The organism is Actinomyces urogenitalis DSM 15434 (assembly GCF_000159035.1).
GTDB lineage: Bacteria > Actinomycetota > Actinomycetes > Actinomycetales > Actinomycetaceae > Actinomyces > Actinomyces urogenitalis.
Genome location: NZ_DS999576.1, coordinates 68,787 through 83,058 on the forward strand (window position 1 = coordinate 68,787; position 14,272 = coordinate 83,058).

At 70.2% G+C, this 14,272-nt stretch carries 12 protein-coding genes and 2 tRNA genes; 4 read left to right on the forward strand and 10 right to left on the reverse strand.

The genetic code is table 11. The features are described 5' to 3' along the window. Positions 1-23 precede the first annotated feature (23 nt). The gene (locus HMPREF0058_RS13390; protein ID WP_006549374.1) at positions 24-1,175 is read left to right on the forward strand and encodes a Gfo/Idh/MocA family protein; all 1,152 of its coding nucleotides are present in this window, start codon (positions 24-26) and stop codon (positions 1,173-1,175) included. A 92-nt stretch (positions 1,176-1,267) separates the two neighbouring features. Here HMPREF0058_RS13390 and HMPREF0058_RS08540 read toward each other — a convergent pair whose 3' ends face one another. The 6 genes from HMPREF0058_RS08540 to pip all read right to left on the reverse strand — a co-directional run bounded on the left by HMPREF0058_RS08540 (position 1,268) and on the right by pip (position 4,163). Further along, positions 1,268-1,744 carry a peroxiredoxin gene (locus HMPREF0058_RS08540; RefSeq protein WP_006549375.1) on the reverse strand — a complete coding sequence of 159 codons (477 nt, stop codon included), beginning with the start codon at positions 1,742-1,744 and terminating at the stop codon, positions 1,268-1,270. 67 nt (positions 1,745-1,811) lie between these two features. Next, positions 1,812-1,994, reverse strand: a complete 183-nt coding sequence (locus HMPREF0058_RS12820) for a hypothetical protein (RefSeq protein ID WP_006549376.1) — start codon at positions 1,992-1,994, stop codon at positions 1,812-1,814. Between the two features lie 342 nt (positions 1,995-2,336). Continuing rightward, positions 2,337-2,413, reverse strand: a tRNA-Lys gene (locus HMPREF0058_RS08545). A 36-nt stretch (positions 2,414-2,449) separates the two neighbouring features. Continuing rightward, positions 2,450-2,526: transfer RNA gene (locus HMPREF0058_RS08550), tRNA-Lys, on the reverse strand. Positions 2,527-2,658: 132 nt separating this feature from the next. Beyond that, a complete protein-coding gene (locus HMPREF0058_RS08555) occupies positions 2,659-3,096 on the reverse strand; it encodes a hypothetical protein (RefSeq protein WP_006549377.1) in 438 nt (145 codons plus the stop codon). Beyond that, entirely contained in the window at positions 3,093-4,163 is a 1,071-nt protein-coding gene (gene pip, locus HMPREF0058_RS08560) for a prolyl aminopeptidase (RefSeq protein WP_006549378.1), read from the reverse strand. Before pip ends, HMPREF0058_RS08555 begins: the two co-directional genes overlap by 4 nt. A gap of 100 nt (positions 4,164-4,263) precedes the next feature. On the opposite strand from pip, the gene HMPREF0058_RS08565 reads away from it, so the two are divergent. Both HMPREF0058_RS08565 and HMPREF0058_RS08570 read left to right on the forward strand, forming a co-directional pair. After that, positions 4,264-5,184, forward strand: coding sequence for an ATP-grasp domain-containing protein (locus tag HMPREF0058_RS08565; RefSeq protein WP_006549379.1), 921 nt, complete (start codon positions 4,264-4,266; stop codon positions 5,182-5,184). Positions 5,185-5,247: 63 nt separating this feature from the next. Next, positions 5,248-5,631 carry a YccF domain-containing protein gene (locus HMPREF0058_RS08570; protein WP_034236943.1) on the forward strand — a complete coding sequence of 128 codons (384 nt, stop codon included), beginning with the start codon at positions 5,248-5,250 and terminating at the stop codon, positions 5,629-5,631. A 117-nt stretch (positions 5,632-5,748) separates the two neighbouring features. Here HMPREF0058_RS08570 and HMPREF0058_RS08575 read toward each other — a convergent pair whose 3' ends face one another. Further along, a complete protein-coding gene (locus tag HMPREF0058_RS08575) occupies positions 5,749-6,258 on the reverse strand; it encodes an aminoacyl-tRNA deacylase (protein ID WP_006549381.1) in 510 nt (169 codons plus the stop codon). 59 nt (positions 6,259-6,317) lie between these two features. Beyond that, positions 6,318-9,095 (reverse strand): alpha-L-rhamnosidase, encoded by a 2,778-nt coding sequence (locus HMPREF0058_RS08580; RefSeq protein WP_006549382.1) that lies wholly within the window; start codon positions 9,093-9,095, stop codon positions 6,318-6,320. Positions 9,096-9,278: 183 nt separating this feature from the next. Between HMPREF0058_RS08580 and HMPREF0058_RS08585 the strand changes: the two genes are divergently transcribed. Beyond that, positions 9,279-10,856, forward strand: a complete 1,578-nt coding sequence (locus tag HMPREF0058_RS08585) for a DUF1593 domain-containing protein (protein ID WP_006549383.1) — start codon at positions 9,279-9,281, stop codon at positions 10,854-10,856. A gap of 42 nt (positions 10,857-10,898) precedes the next feature. On the opposite strand, the gene HMPREF0058_RS08590 is transcribed toward HMPREF0058_RS08585, so the two are convergent. Together HMPREF0058_RS08590 and HMPREF0058_RS08595 are read right to left on the reverse strand one after the other, a co-directional pair. Continuing rightward, on the reverse strand, positions 10,899-12,584 hold the full coding sequence (locus tag HMPREF0058_RS08590; RefSeq protein ID WP_006549384.1) for a carboxylesterase/lipase family protein: 1,686 nt from the start codon (positions 12,582-12,584) through the stop codon (positions 10,899-10,901). A gap of 114 nt (positions 12,585-12,698) precedes the next feature. Further along, positions 12,699-14,258, reverse strand: coding sequence for a glycoside hydrolase family 43 protein (locus tag HMPREF0058_RS08595; protein ID WP_006549385.1), 1,560 nt, complete (start codon positions 14,256-14,258; stop codon positions 12,699-12,701). Positions 14,259-14,272: the final 14 nt, after the last annotated feature.

A 14,272-nucleotide genomic window follows, 5' to 3' on the forward strand; every position in this document is an offset into this window, starting at 1 on the left:
TGGTGGCAGGGTAGGCTCATGCCATGGCACGCAATGACGCCCCAGGCACACGCACCACTGACCTTCTTCCCCCTCTTCCAGACCTCGCCCATGAGCTGGCTGCCGAGGCCGGTGCCGCGGCGGGCTCACTCGACCTAGCCACGCTCGTTCCCGACCCGCAGGACGCCCCGGTCATCCGCTGGGGAATCCTGGGCGCAGGGGGTATTGCCGGCAAGTTCGCCACTGACGTCCCCAACCTGTCCTCCGGGGTCATCGCCGCCGTCGGCTCGCGCGAGGTGTCCAAGGCTCAGGCCTTCATCGACGCCCACCCGGGCACGACCAAGGGCGGACCTGCACGCGCTCACGGCTCCTACGAGGAGCTCGTGGCCGATCCCGAGGTCGACGCGATCTATGTTGCTACCCCGCACATGTTCCACGCTGAGCACGCGCTGACGGCGCTGCGAGGCGGCAAGCCGGTGCTGGTGGAGAAGTCCTTCACGATCAACGCCCCCCAGGCTCGCGAGGTCCTCGATACGGCACAGGAGCAGGGCCTGTTCGCCATGGAGGCGATGTGGACGCGCTTCCTGCCTGGGCAGGTCGTCCTGCGCGCGCTGGCCTCCAGCGGCGCGCTCGGCCAGATCCGCAATGTGCGGGCCGACCACTACCAGGTGCTGCTGCACGTGCCGCGTCTGGTGCGCCCGGAGCTGGCCGGTGGTGCACTGCTGGACCTGGGGGTCTACCCGGTCTCCTTCGTCCACTCCCTGCTGGGCAGCCCGGAGTCGATGCGGGTCCTGGGACGCCTGAGCCAGGAGGGCGTGGACCTGGACGAGGTCGTCGCCATGGGCTATCCCGGTGCGACGGCGGTGGCCGGTGCCGGCATGGACAGCGTCGGGACCAACACCGCCCAGGTCCTGGGCAGTCGGGCGCGGGTGGACCTCGGGCCGTGGTTCTTCGCCCCCACCACCGTCACCCTGGCACGTCGCGGGCAGGATGGCAGCGAGGTCAGCGCCACCTGGGACGCCGCGGTGCCCGGCGGCTTCCAGTTTGAGGCGGCGGAGGCGGCGCGTTGCATCGCTGCCGGCCGTACCCAGTCCGAGATCATGCCGTGGTCGGCGACCATGCGGGTCATGGAGCTCATGGATGAGGTTCGCCGCGATCTCGGCGTGGTCTACCCCGGCGAGCAGCCCGCGGCCTGATCCTCTGCCTGCGGCCTGATCGCCCAGGAGACGAGGCGGGGCGCCGTCGACCTTGTCCGAAAGGCCGACGGTGCCCCGCCGCACGTGGTCAGTCAGTCCAGGCCGAGCTCCTTGCGTAGGCGCCCCACGTGTCCGGTGGCCTTGACGTTGTACTTGGCCAGCTTGACGGCACCGTCCTTGCCCAGCACCACGGTGGAGCGGATGACGCCGGTCAGTGTGCGGCCGTAACTCTTCTTCTCGCCCCACGCGCCCCAGGCCTCCATGACCGAGTGGTCAGGGTCGGAGAGCAGGGGGAAGGGCAGGGACTGCGTGGCGGCGAAACGCGCGATAGCGGCCTGAGAGTCAGGGGAGACGCCGACGACGCCGTAGCCCGCCTGCTCCCACGCGGCCAGTGAGTCGCGGAAGTCGCAGGCCTCCTTGGTGCACCCCGGGGTTGAGGCGCGCGGGTAGAAGTAGACGACACAGCCCTCGCGATGGTTCCTGAGGAGGTCTGCCAGGTGCACCGGGGTGCCGGTGGCGTCTGCGAGGGTGAAGTCAGGCGCGGCCTGACCGGGGGTGAGCTGAGGCATGGTGGTCTCCTGTGAGTCGGTGACTGTCCATGGTAGGGCGAGGCTGCTGCCTGGCTGGTAGCGGCGCTCAGGCCGCCAGGGCGAGAGCGTCGCGAGCGGCCTCGAAGCGCTCCAGCGCCCGCTCCAGGCGGGAGGGGGAGGCGTCAGCCGCCAGGGAACTCAGCTCGGCCTGTGCGGCGCTGTACTCGCGCTCGGCAGCCTCTCGCAGGTCCTGGTGCATGTGCATCGTGTTCATCATCAATCTCATCATCCTTCTTCAACATCACGGCCCCGTAGGGCCCCTCTGCGCTGGGAGTGAATGGCAGGTCGGTCCTGCGCCCAGCATGTGTGGTCTGGTCCGGTCCTCATAGCCCGCACGAGGCGGGGGAGTGCCCGGGATGGCATGGCACCTGGCGCGGGTTACGCAGCTCAGGCACTGCCGACGCAAGGATGAACGCTCGAGGTAGCCACCGGTATTCCATGGGGTGACGAGTCAGCCTCGGACGCGTGAACACTGGGGGTCCTCGATCTTTCGATGACCTCGGAGCAGAAGTGCTCACGATGACTGCTGATGCTTTCCGGAGAATCCGGTGCATCACGCAGCCGCCTTGCGTGGTACCCCCTCAGGGACTCGAACCCTGGACACCCTGATTAAGAGTCAGGTGCTCTAACCAACTGAGCTAAGGAGGCGTTGGTTGTGGAAGCGGCTCCGAAGAGCCTCTTCCGTGGTACCCCCTCAGGGACTCGAACCCTGGACACCCTGATTAAGAGTCAGGTGCTCTAACCAACTGAGCTAAGGAGGCATGTCTCGAAGCGCCTGAGCGCCCGGCGACGGAGGAAGACTTTACGTCGCCGGGGCGCCGGCGTCCAATCGAAAAACCGCAATTCTGCGCGAATGTGCGAGAAGTCTCAGCGCGGTGGGGCAAGGTTGCGGGTCAGCGCGCGGCCGGGTCCTCGGGATGGTCACTGTGCTCGCGCGCCTTGCGCTGCCGCTCGACGTCAGCGATCCGCGCCCGGTCACGTGCCGAGAGCTGCGTGCGGCCCAGCGGCGTGCGGGAGGCCTCGGAGACCTCGCGCCGTCCGGGCTGGGTGATCCGCCCTGTCCGGGTGAACTCGCGGTACTGGGCGAGCTGGCGTGCCTGGTCCTCGTCCAGCCCGCGCCACAGCGGCAGATCGAGCTTCTTGCGCTCGCGCACCCGCACGCCCACCTGCCAGCCCATGAGGAAGATGAGGACGACGACGGCCCCGGCCAGCAGCGAGCGCTCGCCAACCAGCCGGGCGACCGTCCCGCCGGCCAGGCCCGCGACCGCAATCGTTCCTACGACGATGCCCAGCATCGACAGCCAGTAGCGCTGAGACGGGTTGAGCCTCATGACGCCTGCCCCGAGGTCTCGCGGCTGTGTGCGCCGTCGAACGACTGTGAGAGCTGGGTGGCGAAGAAGTCGGTCGCCTCGATCAGCGCGGACAGCGTCTCCGGCTCGGAGAAGGCGTGCCCGGCGGTGGGGGAGATGCGGAGCTCGGCCTCGGGCCAGGCGCGATGCAGTGCCCAGGCCGTGCCGATCGGACAGCACATGTCATAGCGGCCCTGGACGATCACCCCCGGGATGTGGTGCTCGGCCAAGAGGCGGGCGCCCTGGATGAGCTGACCATCTCGCATCCAGCCCTGGTGGTAGAAGAAATGATTCTCGATGCGCGCGAAGGTCACAGCGTAGCTGGGGTCCTGGACCTCGTCGAGATGCGCCTGGTCCCTCAGCAGGGTGGAGGTCGCGGCCTCCCAGGTGGTCCAGGCGATGCCCGCAGGCCCGTGGACGGCGGGATCGGGGTGGGACAAGAGCTCGTGGTAGCGCTCGATATAGCCTCCGGGCTCCACGTCCTCGCCCGCTGCGGCCACGTAGTGCTCCCACTCGTCGGGCCAGACCATGTCCGCGCCGCCAGCCTCGTAGTACCAGTCCAGCTCTCGCTTGCGCAGGGTGAAGATGCCGCGCAGGACCAGGGCGAGGACCCGTTGCGGGTAGGTCTGGGCGTAGGCCAGGGCCAGGGTCGAGCCCCAGGACCCGCCGAAGACCAGCCAGCGATCAACTCCCAGGTGCGTGCGCAGCCTCTCCATGTCCTCCACCAGGTGCCAGGTGGTGTTGGTGGACAGGTCTGCCTCCGGCTCCCAGGCGTGAGGCAGGGAGCGCCCGCAGCCTCGCTGGTCGAACAGGATGATCCGGTAGCGCTCGGGGTCGAAGACCTGCCGGTGGGCGGGGGAGCAGCCGCCGCCAGGGCCGCCGTGGAGGAAGACGGCGGGGATGCCGTCCGGGTTCCCGCACTCCTCCCAGTAGATCTGCTGACCGTCACCGACGTCGAGCATGCCGGTGGCACGTGGCTCGATCGGCGGGTAGAAGCTGCGCAGCGGATGGGAGGGGACGCCGTCGTCATGCACGGTGGGTGCTGTCATAGGCGCTATTGTGACCCATCCGGCTGCGGCCGAGTGTCGCCTCAGCCATATCGGCCTCGTGCGGCCGCGGCGGAGGCTGTGAAGACGGTACGGTTGCCGGGTGACCAAACCGATCGTGACCCTCGCGACCTGTGCTGACTACCCCGAGCTCGACGTCGACGACCAGGCCCTGCCTGACGCGCTGGCCGAACGCGGCATCGAGCCGCGTATCGCCGTGTGGAACGACCCGGACGTCGACTGGAACGAGGCCGGCATCGTCGTGCTGCGCTCGGTGCGTGACTACGCCAAGAAGCGCAACTACGAGTCCTTCCTGCGCTGGGCGCACTCGGTGCCACGCCTGCTCAACCACCCCGCCGTCGTCGACTGGAACTCGGACAAGCACTACCTCCAGCGCATGAGTGGTCACGGGGTGCCCATGATCCCGACCATGTGGCTGGAGCCGGAGCGAGGCTTCTCCAAGCACCAGGTCCACACCCGCTTCCCGGCCCACGGTGACTTCGTGGTCAAGCCGGCCGTCTCCTCCGGTGGACGCGGCACCGGCCGTTACACGGCTACCGACGCGCGCTCGCGCTCGGAGGCCATCAACGACGCCATGCACCACCTGGGGCGCGGGCGCACGGTGATGGTCCAGCGCTACCTGGAGGAGGTGGACCGCAAGGGTGAGCTCTCCCTGGTCTACTTCAACGGTGTGCTCTCCCACGCCGTGGAGAAGGCCCCGATGCTTCACCCCTCCTTCCGTTCCACCGATGAGGTACACGAGGAGATCGTCACCGCCCGGGAGCCCAGCGAGCAGGAGTGGCTGTGGGGCGAGCGCGTGCGCAAGGCGATCCACGGCCTGATCAAGGAGACCGCGGGACGCGACATCCAGCTGCTGTTCAACCGTGTGGACGTGGTCTCGGACGGGCAGGGCGGCTTCTACCTCATGGAGGTCTCCCTCATTGACGCCGGTCTCTACCTGGGATCGACGCCTGAGGCCCTGACGAACTTCGCTGACGCGATCGCTCAGCGAGCCTTCTGGTGAGGGCCTGCGCCTCGACCCCGTCATGGGTGAGCGTGAACGCCCATGACGGGAGACAATGAGTCCATGCGTACTCTGCTCAACCTCATCTGGGTGGTCTTCGGCGGCTTCTGGCTGTTCCTGGGCTACCTGTTCTTCGGCGTGGTCGCCTGCGTCTTCATCGTGACGATCCCCGCGGGCGTGGCCTGCTTCCGCATCGCCGGGTACGCCTTGTGGCCCTTCGGGCGCTCCGTGGTGGAGAGGCCGGGCGCCGGGGCGATGAGCGGGCTGTCCAACGTCGTGTGGTTCCTGGTGGCAGGCCTGTGGCTCGCCATCGGGCACGTGACGACGGCGGCTGCCCAGGCCATCACGATCGTCGGGATCCCGCTGGCCATCGCCAACCTCAGGATGATCCCGGTGACCTGCTTCCCCTTCGGCAAGGAGGTCGTTGACGGAGGCGGCATCCTCTGACCCCGCGCGCCGGGTTCCTGGCCCGGGCACCCGGCCGCTTTCCTCGGCCACTGCCGCGCGGGTCGTGGACGTGAGCTGGCACGTGGGAGAGTAGCGGCGGGACCGCCCCAGTGAGGCTTAGTCCTGGGCCTCCAACGGGGCGAAGGAAGCTTGCGCGACGGTGGCCAGATCGGCTGGCGCCAGCCGCACGCTGACCCCACGCCGGCCGCCGGAGACGATCACCGAAGCCGCGTGCTCGACCGAGGCATCGACGACCACTGACATGCGCCGCTTGAGGCCGAGCGGGGAGATCCCGCCGACGACGGAGCCGGTGATGCGCTCGGCGTCAGCCGGCGGGATGAGAGCTGCCTTCTTCATCCCCAGCGCCTTGGCGGCGTGCTTGAGACTGAGCCGGTGGCTGACGGGCAGCACGCACGCCCCGACCTGGTCGCCGTCGCCGACCAGCAGGGTCTTAAGCGCGAGGTCAGGGTCTACCGCGAGCTTGGCCGCCGCTTCCTGCCCGAAGCCGGTCGTGGAGCGGTCTGAGTGCTCGTAGGTGAGGACCTCGTGCGCCACACCCGCCTTGTCCAGGGCGAGGAGGGCCGGCGTCGCTGCGCCGGGCTGGGACCCGCGGTGCTTCTTGCTCATGGGCAGACCCTAGCGCTGGCACGCAGGTGGCCGATCTGCGTGCCAGCGCTGGCGGAGTATCAGGCGCTCAGGTGGTGACGGCCGTGCCCGAGCCGGACGCTCTTGCCTCCGGGCAGGCTCACCCTCGCCGTGGCGCCCACGGGGACGACGACGTCGAGGCTGAGCGTGCCGTCGTCGTCGGTTCTCCAGGAGGAGGCGGCCCAGCCGAAGGGCGTGCGGTGGACCGACTCGGCCCAGCTCAGGCCGCCACCAGGCTGCGGGGCGACCTCGATGACCCGGTAGCCGGGCTCGGCCGGGGTCAGGCCGCCGACGACCTGCTCCAGCCACGCGGCCACCGCGCCCAGCGCATAGTGGTTGAAGGAGGTCATCCCTCCGGGGTTGATCGAGCCGTCAGGCAGCATCGAGTCCCAGCGCTCCCAGGTGGTGGTCGCGTCCATCGTGACGGCATAGAGCCAGGACGGGCAGGAGGTCTCCATGAGCAGGCGGTAGGCCTGCTCGGCGTGCCCGGTGGCGGACAGCGCGGCCGTGAGCGCCGGGGTCCCGGCGAAGCCCGTGGCCACGTTGCCGCCGCTGGCCTCGACCAGCTCGGCCAGGCGCTTGCCGGCCACCGCGCGACGCTCCTCGTCCCCGGCCAGGTCGAAGGCGATGGTCAGGGCGTAGGCCGTCTGGGTGTCGCTGCTCAGGTGGCCTACGCCGTCGGTGTAGCGGGCCCGGAAGCCCTCGCCGATCGCGTCAGCGAGCTGGCCGTAGTGCGCTGCCTCCTGCGGCTTGTCCAGGACCTGGGCCCACTGGGAGACGATCCTGGCGGAGTGGGCGAAGAAGGCGGTAGCCACCAGGTGCGGGTCCGTCATGGCCTGCATCGGGGCCTCCGGTGGGGCGGAGGGATCCAGCCAGTCGCCCAGCTGCATCGAGCAGTCCCACACGTGGTCCTCGCCTGCCAAGGAGTCGACCAGGTCCACCCAGCCCTTGGCCGAGTCGTACTGCTGGCGCAGCAGCCCCGTGTCCGCGGTGGCGCGGTAGAGCTCCCAGGGCACGACCGTGGCAGCGTCGCCCCACACAGCGGCAGGCGTCGGCGGGGTCCAGAAGCCGCCAGGAATGACCGGGACGTACCACGGGACCGTTCCATGAGCCTTCTGCTCGACCGCCAGGTCCGTCAGCCACGAGGAGAGCAGGCCGGTGCAGGAGTAGTGGAAGGCGGCCGTGGGAGCGAAGGCCTGGATGTCCCCGGTCCACCCCAGGCGCTCGTCTCGCTGGGGGCAGTCGGTGGGGATGGAGACGAAGTTGTCACGCATGGACCAGCGGGAGTTCTCGTGCAGGCGGGTGACCCGCTCGTCCGAGGCGGCAAAGGCACCCAGACGTTCCATCTGCGTGTGCAGGACGACGGCGACCAGCGCCCCGTTCTCGATGGCGGCCTTGGCCTCGTCGGCTCTGCCCGGCCACCCGGTGACGTCGACGTAGCGGAAGCCGTGGATCGCGAAGGCCGGCTCCCACTCCTCCAGGCCGTCACCACGCAGGGTGTAGACGTCAGTGGCCTCAGCCTCGCGCAGGGTCCGCATCCCCAGCTCGCCGCCGTCGAGCACCTCGGCGTGGCGGATGGTGACTGACTGGCCGGCTGCGCCGCTGACCTGCATGCGTACGCGCCCGGAGATGTTCTGACCGAAGTCGACCAGCAGGCGCTCGGGCGAGATCTCGATGACCTTGCCGTTGAGGTCGGCGGTGCGCCGCTCCATGACCGTGACCTCGACGGGGCGCAGGACCTCGGTCGCGCGCACAGGCGCGTCAGAGGGCATGACCAGGCGCTCGGCGTCGCTGGCGCCGACGGCGATCGGCCACCAGCCGGACTCCTCGAAGCCCGGGGCGGACCAGCCCGGGGTGGCCAGTCGGGCGTCGGCTTTCTCGCCGTCGTAGAGGTCAGTGAACAGGATCTCGCCGACCCCCGCCTTCCAGGAGGAGTCGGTGGCGATGACCTGGCGAGTGCCGTCGGCCAGGGTGACCTCGAGCTGGATGAGGGCGGCGACGTCGTCGCCGTAGAGGTTGCGGTAGCCGCCGTCAAAGCCGATGTGGCCGCGGTACCAGCCGTCAGCGAGCTGGGCGCCGACGGCGTGGGAGCCGCTCCCGTCCCCGCGCGAGGTCAGCAGCTCGGTGACGTCGTAGGTGCGGGCCACGATGCGGCTGCCGTAGACCGTCCAGCCGGGGACCAGCTCGTCGGCTCCGACCCGCTGGCCGTCGATCTCGGCGCGGATGAGGCCGTGGGCGCTGACGTAGGCGCGGGCCGCCACGACGGGGCCGCTCAGCGTGAACTCACGACGCACTCGTGGGGGACGGCGGTCAGCCAGCGGGTTCTCGGGCCAGGCGGGGCCCACAGGCAGCGCCTGCCAGTCACTGGGCTCCAGCAGGCCGACCTCGTAGACCACGGGGGAAGACCATGGGCTCGTCAAGGTCGGCGAGGTCTCCCGCTGATCGTCCGCCGCTGAGCCCGAGACGCGCACGCGCAGCACGACGCGCTCGCGGGAGGTCAAGGGCTGGGCGGGCCAGGCGGCCAGGATGCCGTCGGCTGTGGCAAGGGGGAGGACTTCAGGGGTGGCCAGGGGCGTGCCGGCGGCGTCAGTGCGGGTGACCTCTAGCTCGGCGCTGGTGGCCTTCCACCCTGCCGGCGCCGTGGCGATCTCCCATGACAGACGTGGGGCGGTCGCGGCTCCGCCCAGGACGTCTCCGGGCAGGTACTGCTCGAGCTTGAGGTGACTGGGGGCCGCGAGCGGGCCGACGGGGTCGGGCAGGTTGGCGGCGTGCAGCTCAGGCTCGGGCGTGAGTGGCCGGATGGGGAAGAGGGTGGGCATCGAACTCTCCGTTCGTCATTGAAGCGATTCAATTCTAGGGTGCAGGCTGAGGCTGGTCAATAAACGCGATGAGCGGGAGGGGCGTCTTCTTGCCTGGGCGCCTGAACCTGACTCGTGTGGATCGGATGATATTCGCTAGTGAATCATCATGCTCACGGGGGTGTTCCGTGGCATGGCGGGGCCATGCGCTCCTTGCCCTTTCCCACCGCGGTCCGCCCTCGCACGATCATCACCACGGACCCAGAGCTGGATGACCTCAACTCCATGATCCGGCTGCTGACCTACGCCAACGAGATCGACATCCGCGGCCTGGTCTACGCCGGCTCGCAGTGCCACGTGGCCGGAGACCCGCAGCGCGGCATCGCGCCCTACCGCTGGCCCGCACCGGGTGAACGGGGGCATATCGACCAGGCGATCGACGCCTACGCCCAGGTTGAGGACACCCTGCGCGTCCATGACCCGCGCTACCCGAGCGCTGCGCACCTGCGCTCCCTGGTACGCACCGGCAACATCGCCGCCGAGGGTGAGATGGAGGAGGAGACCGAGGGCTCGGGCCTCATCGCCGACTACCTGCGCGAGATCGCCCTGACGCCGGACGGCGCTACTGAGGATGACGCGACCCGGCCGCTGTTCATCCAGGCCTGGGGAGGCATCTCCACCATCGCCCGCGCGCTGCGCAGCGTGGCCGAGGAACTGGGTGGCCGCGAGGACTGGGAGGGGCTACGCCAGCGGATCGTGGACCGGGTGGTCATCACCTCCTTCGGTGAGCAGGACTCCACGCTGGACAGCTACGTCCGGCCGCAGTGGCCGGGACTGGAGCACCGCGAGGTAGCTACCGAGACCTGGGGCTATATGACGCGTGGTGTCCTGGCCCCGGCCGACTGTGAGCTCGCCTCAGCCCGGTGGACTGAGCGCAGTATCAGCTCGCGAGGTCCTCTTGGCGCCGCCTATCGGGTGTGGGGAGATGGCCGGCAGATGGCCGCGGGCTTCGATCGCGAGGACTACTTCTGGATCCAGGGCAAGGACGGGGCCGAGCTGGCCGCTGAGGGCTACGCCGTGTGGTGCCCGGTACAGGAGGCTGGTGCCTTCATCTCCGAGGGAGATACCTCCAACTTCCTCCTGCTCGTGCCTAACGGGCTGTCAAGCTGGCAGGACGCCACCTACGGAGGCTGGGGCGGGCGTCAGGCGCCTCACCCGGAGCACGCCGACACCCTGACCTCAGACATGCGCTTCCACCTGCCGGATCTGCCGGGGATGCCCGAGCTGCCGCAGCCGACCTGGCCACCCCTGGTCGTGGACCACGACGCCGAGGGGGAGGCGCCTGCGGAGTATCACGCCACGCGCTGGTGGCGTGCAGCCCAGCACGACTTCGCCTCCCGGCTGGCTTGGTCGCTCACGTCCCGCTTCGAGGACGCGAATCATCCACCGGTGGTCAGCGTCGTCGGCGGGCCCTCGCGCGAGCAGTGCCCGGAAGGCGGGCTGCGGCGTGCGGTCCGGGCTGGCGAGCGGGTACGGCTCCAGGCTGAGGCCGCCGATCCCGACGGCGATGCTGTTGCCCTGCGCTGGTGGGCCTACCCCGAGGCGGGGCCGAGGCCCTGCCCGGTGGCTCCTGAGCTGGACGACGACGGCCAGGGCGGCGCCGTCGTCTCGGTTCCGCAGGAGGCTGAGCCTGGCCAGGAGATCCACCTCGTGGTCGAGGGGACGGATGACGGCGTGCCGGCGCTGACGCGGTACCAGCGAGTGGTGCTGGTGGTGGGTTAAAGGCTGTAGCTGGCCACTTCGGTCGCACGGGCCGGCATTTCTTCAGCCCCGCTGAAGCAGGTGGAAGTCCCAGCTGAAGACCTCGCCGTCACTGGCTCCCTCGGGCGCCTTGGGCCCGCCGTAGGTGCGGCCGGCGTGCGAGCGTGCCCACGGCTGCCAGCCGGAGTCACCGTCGCGGAGGAACCTCACCCAGTCGGCGTGCGCCACCGTGGCCAGGGCCTGGGGACGCTGCGGGCCCTGGACGCCGTCGGCGTGAGGGTGGTCCAGGCAGTCGAAGACGAAGGGAATCTCCTGGCAGTGCCCGGCCAGGCCCGCGCCCGGTCCCGGGAGGGTCGAGCCCCAGGCGAAGTCGTAGAGCCAGGTCCGTCCTGCTGCCCCTCGGTCCGCGGCGCGCAGACGAACCACCTCTAGCGCGGGCAGCCGGAAGAGGTAGTCGGAGATGACTTGTCCCGCACCCACGAGATCGGCGTCGGGGCGTCCCGCCAGCTCGGGATAGGCCGCGTGGAAGGCCTCGACCTCGGCCGGCTCCAGTCCGGCTTCAGCCAGCAGACGGTCCACGCTCACCTGCTCCGCACCACCGCACAGCCGTGCCAGGGGCTCGGCCAGTGCGTGACCAATGAGCGTCATCTCATGGGTCACCCCGCCAATGAGCAGTGGGACCTGACGACCGGCCCCGGCGCGCACCGCCTCGAAGGTCGCCTGTGGCAGGACCTCGCCGTCGACCACCGGCATGAAGGTACGTGACATCGTGCGAGGAAGCCGCAGGAAGGGCGCCAGCCCTTCAGGCCCCAGGTTGATATCAAAGAGCGGGAACTCGGTGCCCAGCGTGGCTGCGACGTCGAGCACCTCCTCCTCGCTCAGGCTGCGCCAGCCGGCCAGGGTGGCTGGCACGCCAGCGATCTCGGCCCCGCGCGTGGCTACGGCACGAGCATCGGCGAGAGTGGCCGCCGTCGTCCCACCGGACTGGCAGATCGCGGCGCTGAACAGGCCGCGAGCGCCCGGAGCGGTCAGCAGCGCGAGCACGCTCGCACCGCCCGCGCTCTGACCGGCGATGGTGACGCGCCCTGGGTCCCCGCCGAAGGCCGCGATGTTCTCGCGAACCCACTCCAGCGCCATGACCTGGTCCAGGATGCCGCGGTTGACCGGCGCGTCAGAGTCCGGCACCCAGCCGAAGCCGTCCATGCCCAGGCGGTAGGACAGGCTGACCGTTACCACGCCGTCGCGGTTGAAGGCGGCGCCGTCGTAGTACGGGCTGTTGTGGCTGCCGGCGAAGAAGCCGCCGCCGTGGATCCACACCAGGACCGGCAGCCGGGCCTGTGAGGAGGGATCGGGAGTGAAGACGTTGAGGTTGAGGACCTCCTCACCGCTCACGCTGGGCTCAGGGATCGCGGTGGTCACCCCGAAGGGACGACGCTGAGGCGTGGGGCCGGGCAGGGCCGCCTCGCGTACGCCCTGCCAGCGCTCGGCGCGCACGGGTGCCATGAAGCGTCGCGGGCCCACCGGCGCCTGAGCGTAGGGGATGTTGTAGAAGGCAGCCGAGCGGTCATGGACCGCCGTGGCACCGGGCGGGAGTGCGACCTGACGCCAGACCCCACGCAGGCTCCCGGCCGGCGCGCTGACCACGGGGCCCGTCTCGCCGGTGGGGACGGCGATCGGGGTGGAGGCGGGGTGGATCGCCCAGGCGGGTGATGCCGTGGTGGAGTGGTCGGTGAGCGGTGACTGGGTCATGGCAGGTCCTTGTCAGTGAGCGGCCAGGTTGCGTCGGTGCTGGGGTGGCCGACGACGCCGCGCTCCCCTGTAGGAGGGCGGCGCCGTCGGATGGCTGCCTGTGAGCAGTGCGTGCTAGACCGTGGTGTAGGTCAGCGACCTGATACGGGTGCGGCCGGCGAGCGCGCGCACTCCGATCATGCGGCCGGTAAAGCCACCGGCCACCTCGCTGGACAGGAAGCGGCCGTCCAGGCGGCCCAGCTCGTGGGCGCCCTCGTCGTCGCTCAGGCCCAGGAGGAGGGTGTCAGGCACCTGCGAGCCGAAGAACCCGGGCTCGGGTGGCTCGGCTCGCGCCCACAGGCGCACCGGGCCCGCGGCCTGGAGCACCGGGCCGAGCTGCTGGGACAGGTCCAGGACCGTGGCGACGGCACGGACCTGGCCGTCCTGCCATCGCACGGCCACGTGGTGCTCAGGGGAGAGGTAGACGCACAGCTCGACGACGGCGCCTGCCTCCGGTTCCAGCAGCGCCTCGGCACGCCACTGCTCGTCGCGCACGCGGGCGCACAGCAGCGGCGCCGGGAGGGCTGCGTTCTCCGGGCCGGTCATGGCGAGGACACCGTCCTTACCCCGGCAGAGCGCGGCGCGTGCCAGGCCGCCGGGGGAGACCCAGCGGTCATCCAGGTCCCAGGGCTCGTCCCCGCTGGCCACAGGGCCTGCCGGGCCGGCAAAGGCGTCAGTGAAGGAGCGGTCCGTGGCCGCCTCCTGGTCCCGCACGGCCCGGTCGTAGCGGGACTCGTCGACCTCGGGCCAGTCCCCGTCCCAGTCCACGCCAACCACGAAGGTCTCGCGGCCGTTGAGGTGGTAGCCGGGGAAGGGCTCACGCTGGCGGATACCCAGGTGGACCATGGCGAAGCGTGTACCCTCCCAGGCCTCGTCGCCCTCCAGCGGCACCAGGTCGGCGTGACCGGTGGCCTGGACCGGGTGGTCGGTTGAGCGGTGGGTGAGGACGGGATTGGCCGGGTGAGGCTCCCACGGCCCGGTCAGCTCGCGCGAGCGGGCCATCGTCACGCAGTGCCCGACGCCGGTCCCGCCCTCGGCCAGCAGCAGGTACCACCACCCGTGACGGCGGTAGAGGTGTGGCCCCTCGGGGTCGCGCATGCCTGTTCCCTGCCACAGGGCCACGGGCTCGCCCAGGCGCCTGCCGGTGGTGGGGTCGATGGGCACGGAGGTGATCGTGGAGGTCACGGCGCCGTCGGCGAAGGAGACGGCCCGCCAGGTGAGGTGACAGGTGCCCTCCTCGTCCCAGGCCAGGTCCGGGTCGATGCCGGGAGTGTCGGGCACCAGAACGGGGTCGGACCAGCCGGCCTCAGGGTCGGTGGTAGTGACGATCCGCTGCCCCATGGGCTCCTGGCCCATGTTGGTCACCACCAGGTAGAAGGTGCCCTCGTGGTGGCGGATCGTGGGGGCGAAGGTGCCCTGGGAGCCGGCGTCGCCCCGAGGCAGTGGCAGGGCCGAGGGGCACTCGTAGGCGTGCCCCACCTGCTCCCAGGCCACGAGGTCGCCTGAGCGGTGGACCGGGACGCCGGGCAGGTACTCAAAGCTGGAGCTGGCCAGCCAGAAGGTTCCCTCCGCCCGGCAGATCGAGGGATCGGGGTAGAAGCCGGGCAGGACCGGCAGGGTGTTGAGCGCGTTCATCGCCGTTTCCTTGC

Coding starts and splice junctions, on each gene's coding strand:
- pip (WP_006549378.1), bottom strand. CDS start 4,163: ATGACAGCACCCACCGTGCATGACGACGGCGTCCCCTCCCATCCGCTG.
- HMPREF0058_RS08590 (WP_006549384.1), bottom strand. CDS start 12,584: ATGACCCAGTCACCGCTCACCGACCACTCCACCACGGCATCACCCGCC.
- HMPREF0058_RS08580 (WP_006549382.1), bottom strand. CDS start 9,095: ATGCCCACCCTCTTCCCCATCCGGCCACTCACGCCCGAGCCTGAGCTG.
- HMPREF0058_RS08585 (WP_006549383.1), top strand. CDS start 9,279: ATGCGCTCCTTGCCCTTTCCCACCGCGGTCCGCCCTCGCACGATCATC.
- HMPREF0058_RS08575 (WP_006549381.1), bottom strand. CDS start 6,258: ATGAGCAAGAAGCACCGCGGGTCCCAGCCCGGCGCAGCGACGCCGGCC.
- HMPREF0058_RS12820 (WP_006549376.1), bottom strand. CDS start 1,994: ATGATGAGATTGATGATGAACACGATGCACATGCACCAGGACCTGCGA.
- HMPREF0058_RS08595 (WP_006549385.1), bottom strand. CDS start 14,258: ATGAACGCGCTCAACACCCTGCCGGTCCTGCCCGGCTTCTACCCCGAT.
- HMPREF0058_RS08570 (WP_034236943.1), top strand. CDS start 5,248: ATGCGTACTCTGCTCAACCTCATCTGGGTGGTCTTCGGCGGCTTCTGG.
- HMPREF0058_RS08555 (WP_006549377.1), bottom strand. CDS start 3,096: ATGAGGCTCAACCCGTCTCAGCGCTACTGGCTGTCGATGCTGGGCATC.
- HMPREF0058_RS13390 (WP_006549374.1), top strand. CDS start 24: ATGGCACGCAATGACGCCCCAGGCACACGCACCACTGACCTTCTTCCC.
- HMPREF0058_RS08540 (WP_006549375.1), bottom strand. CDS start 1,744: ATGCCTCAGCTCACCCCCGGTCAGGCCGCGCCTGACTTCACCCTCGCA.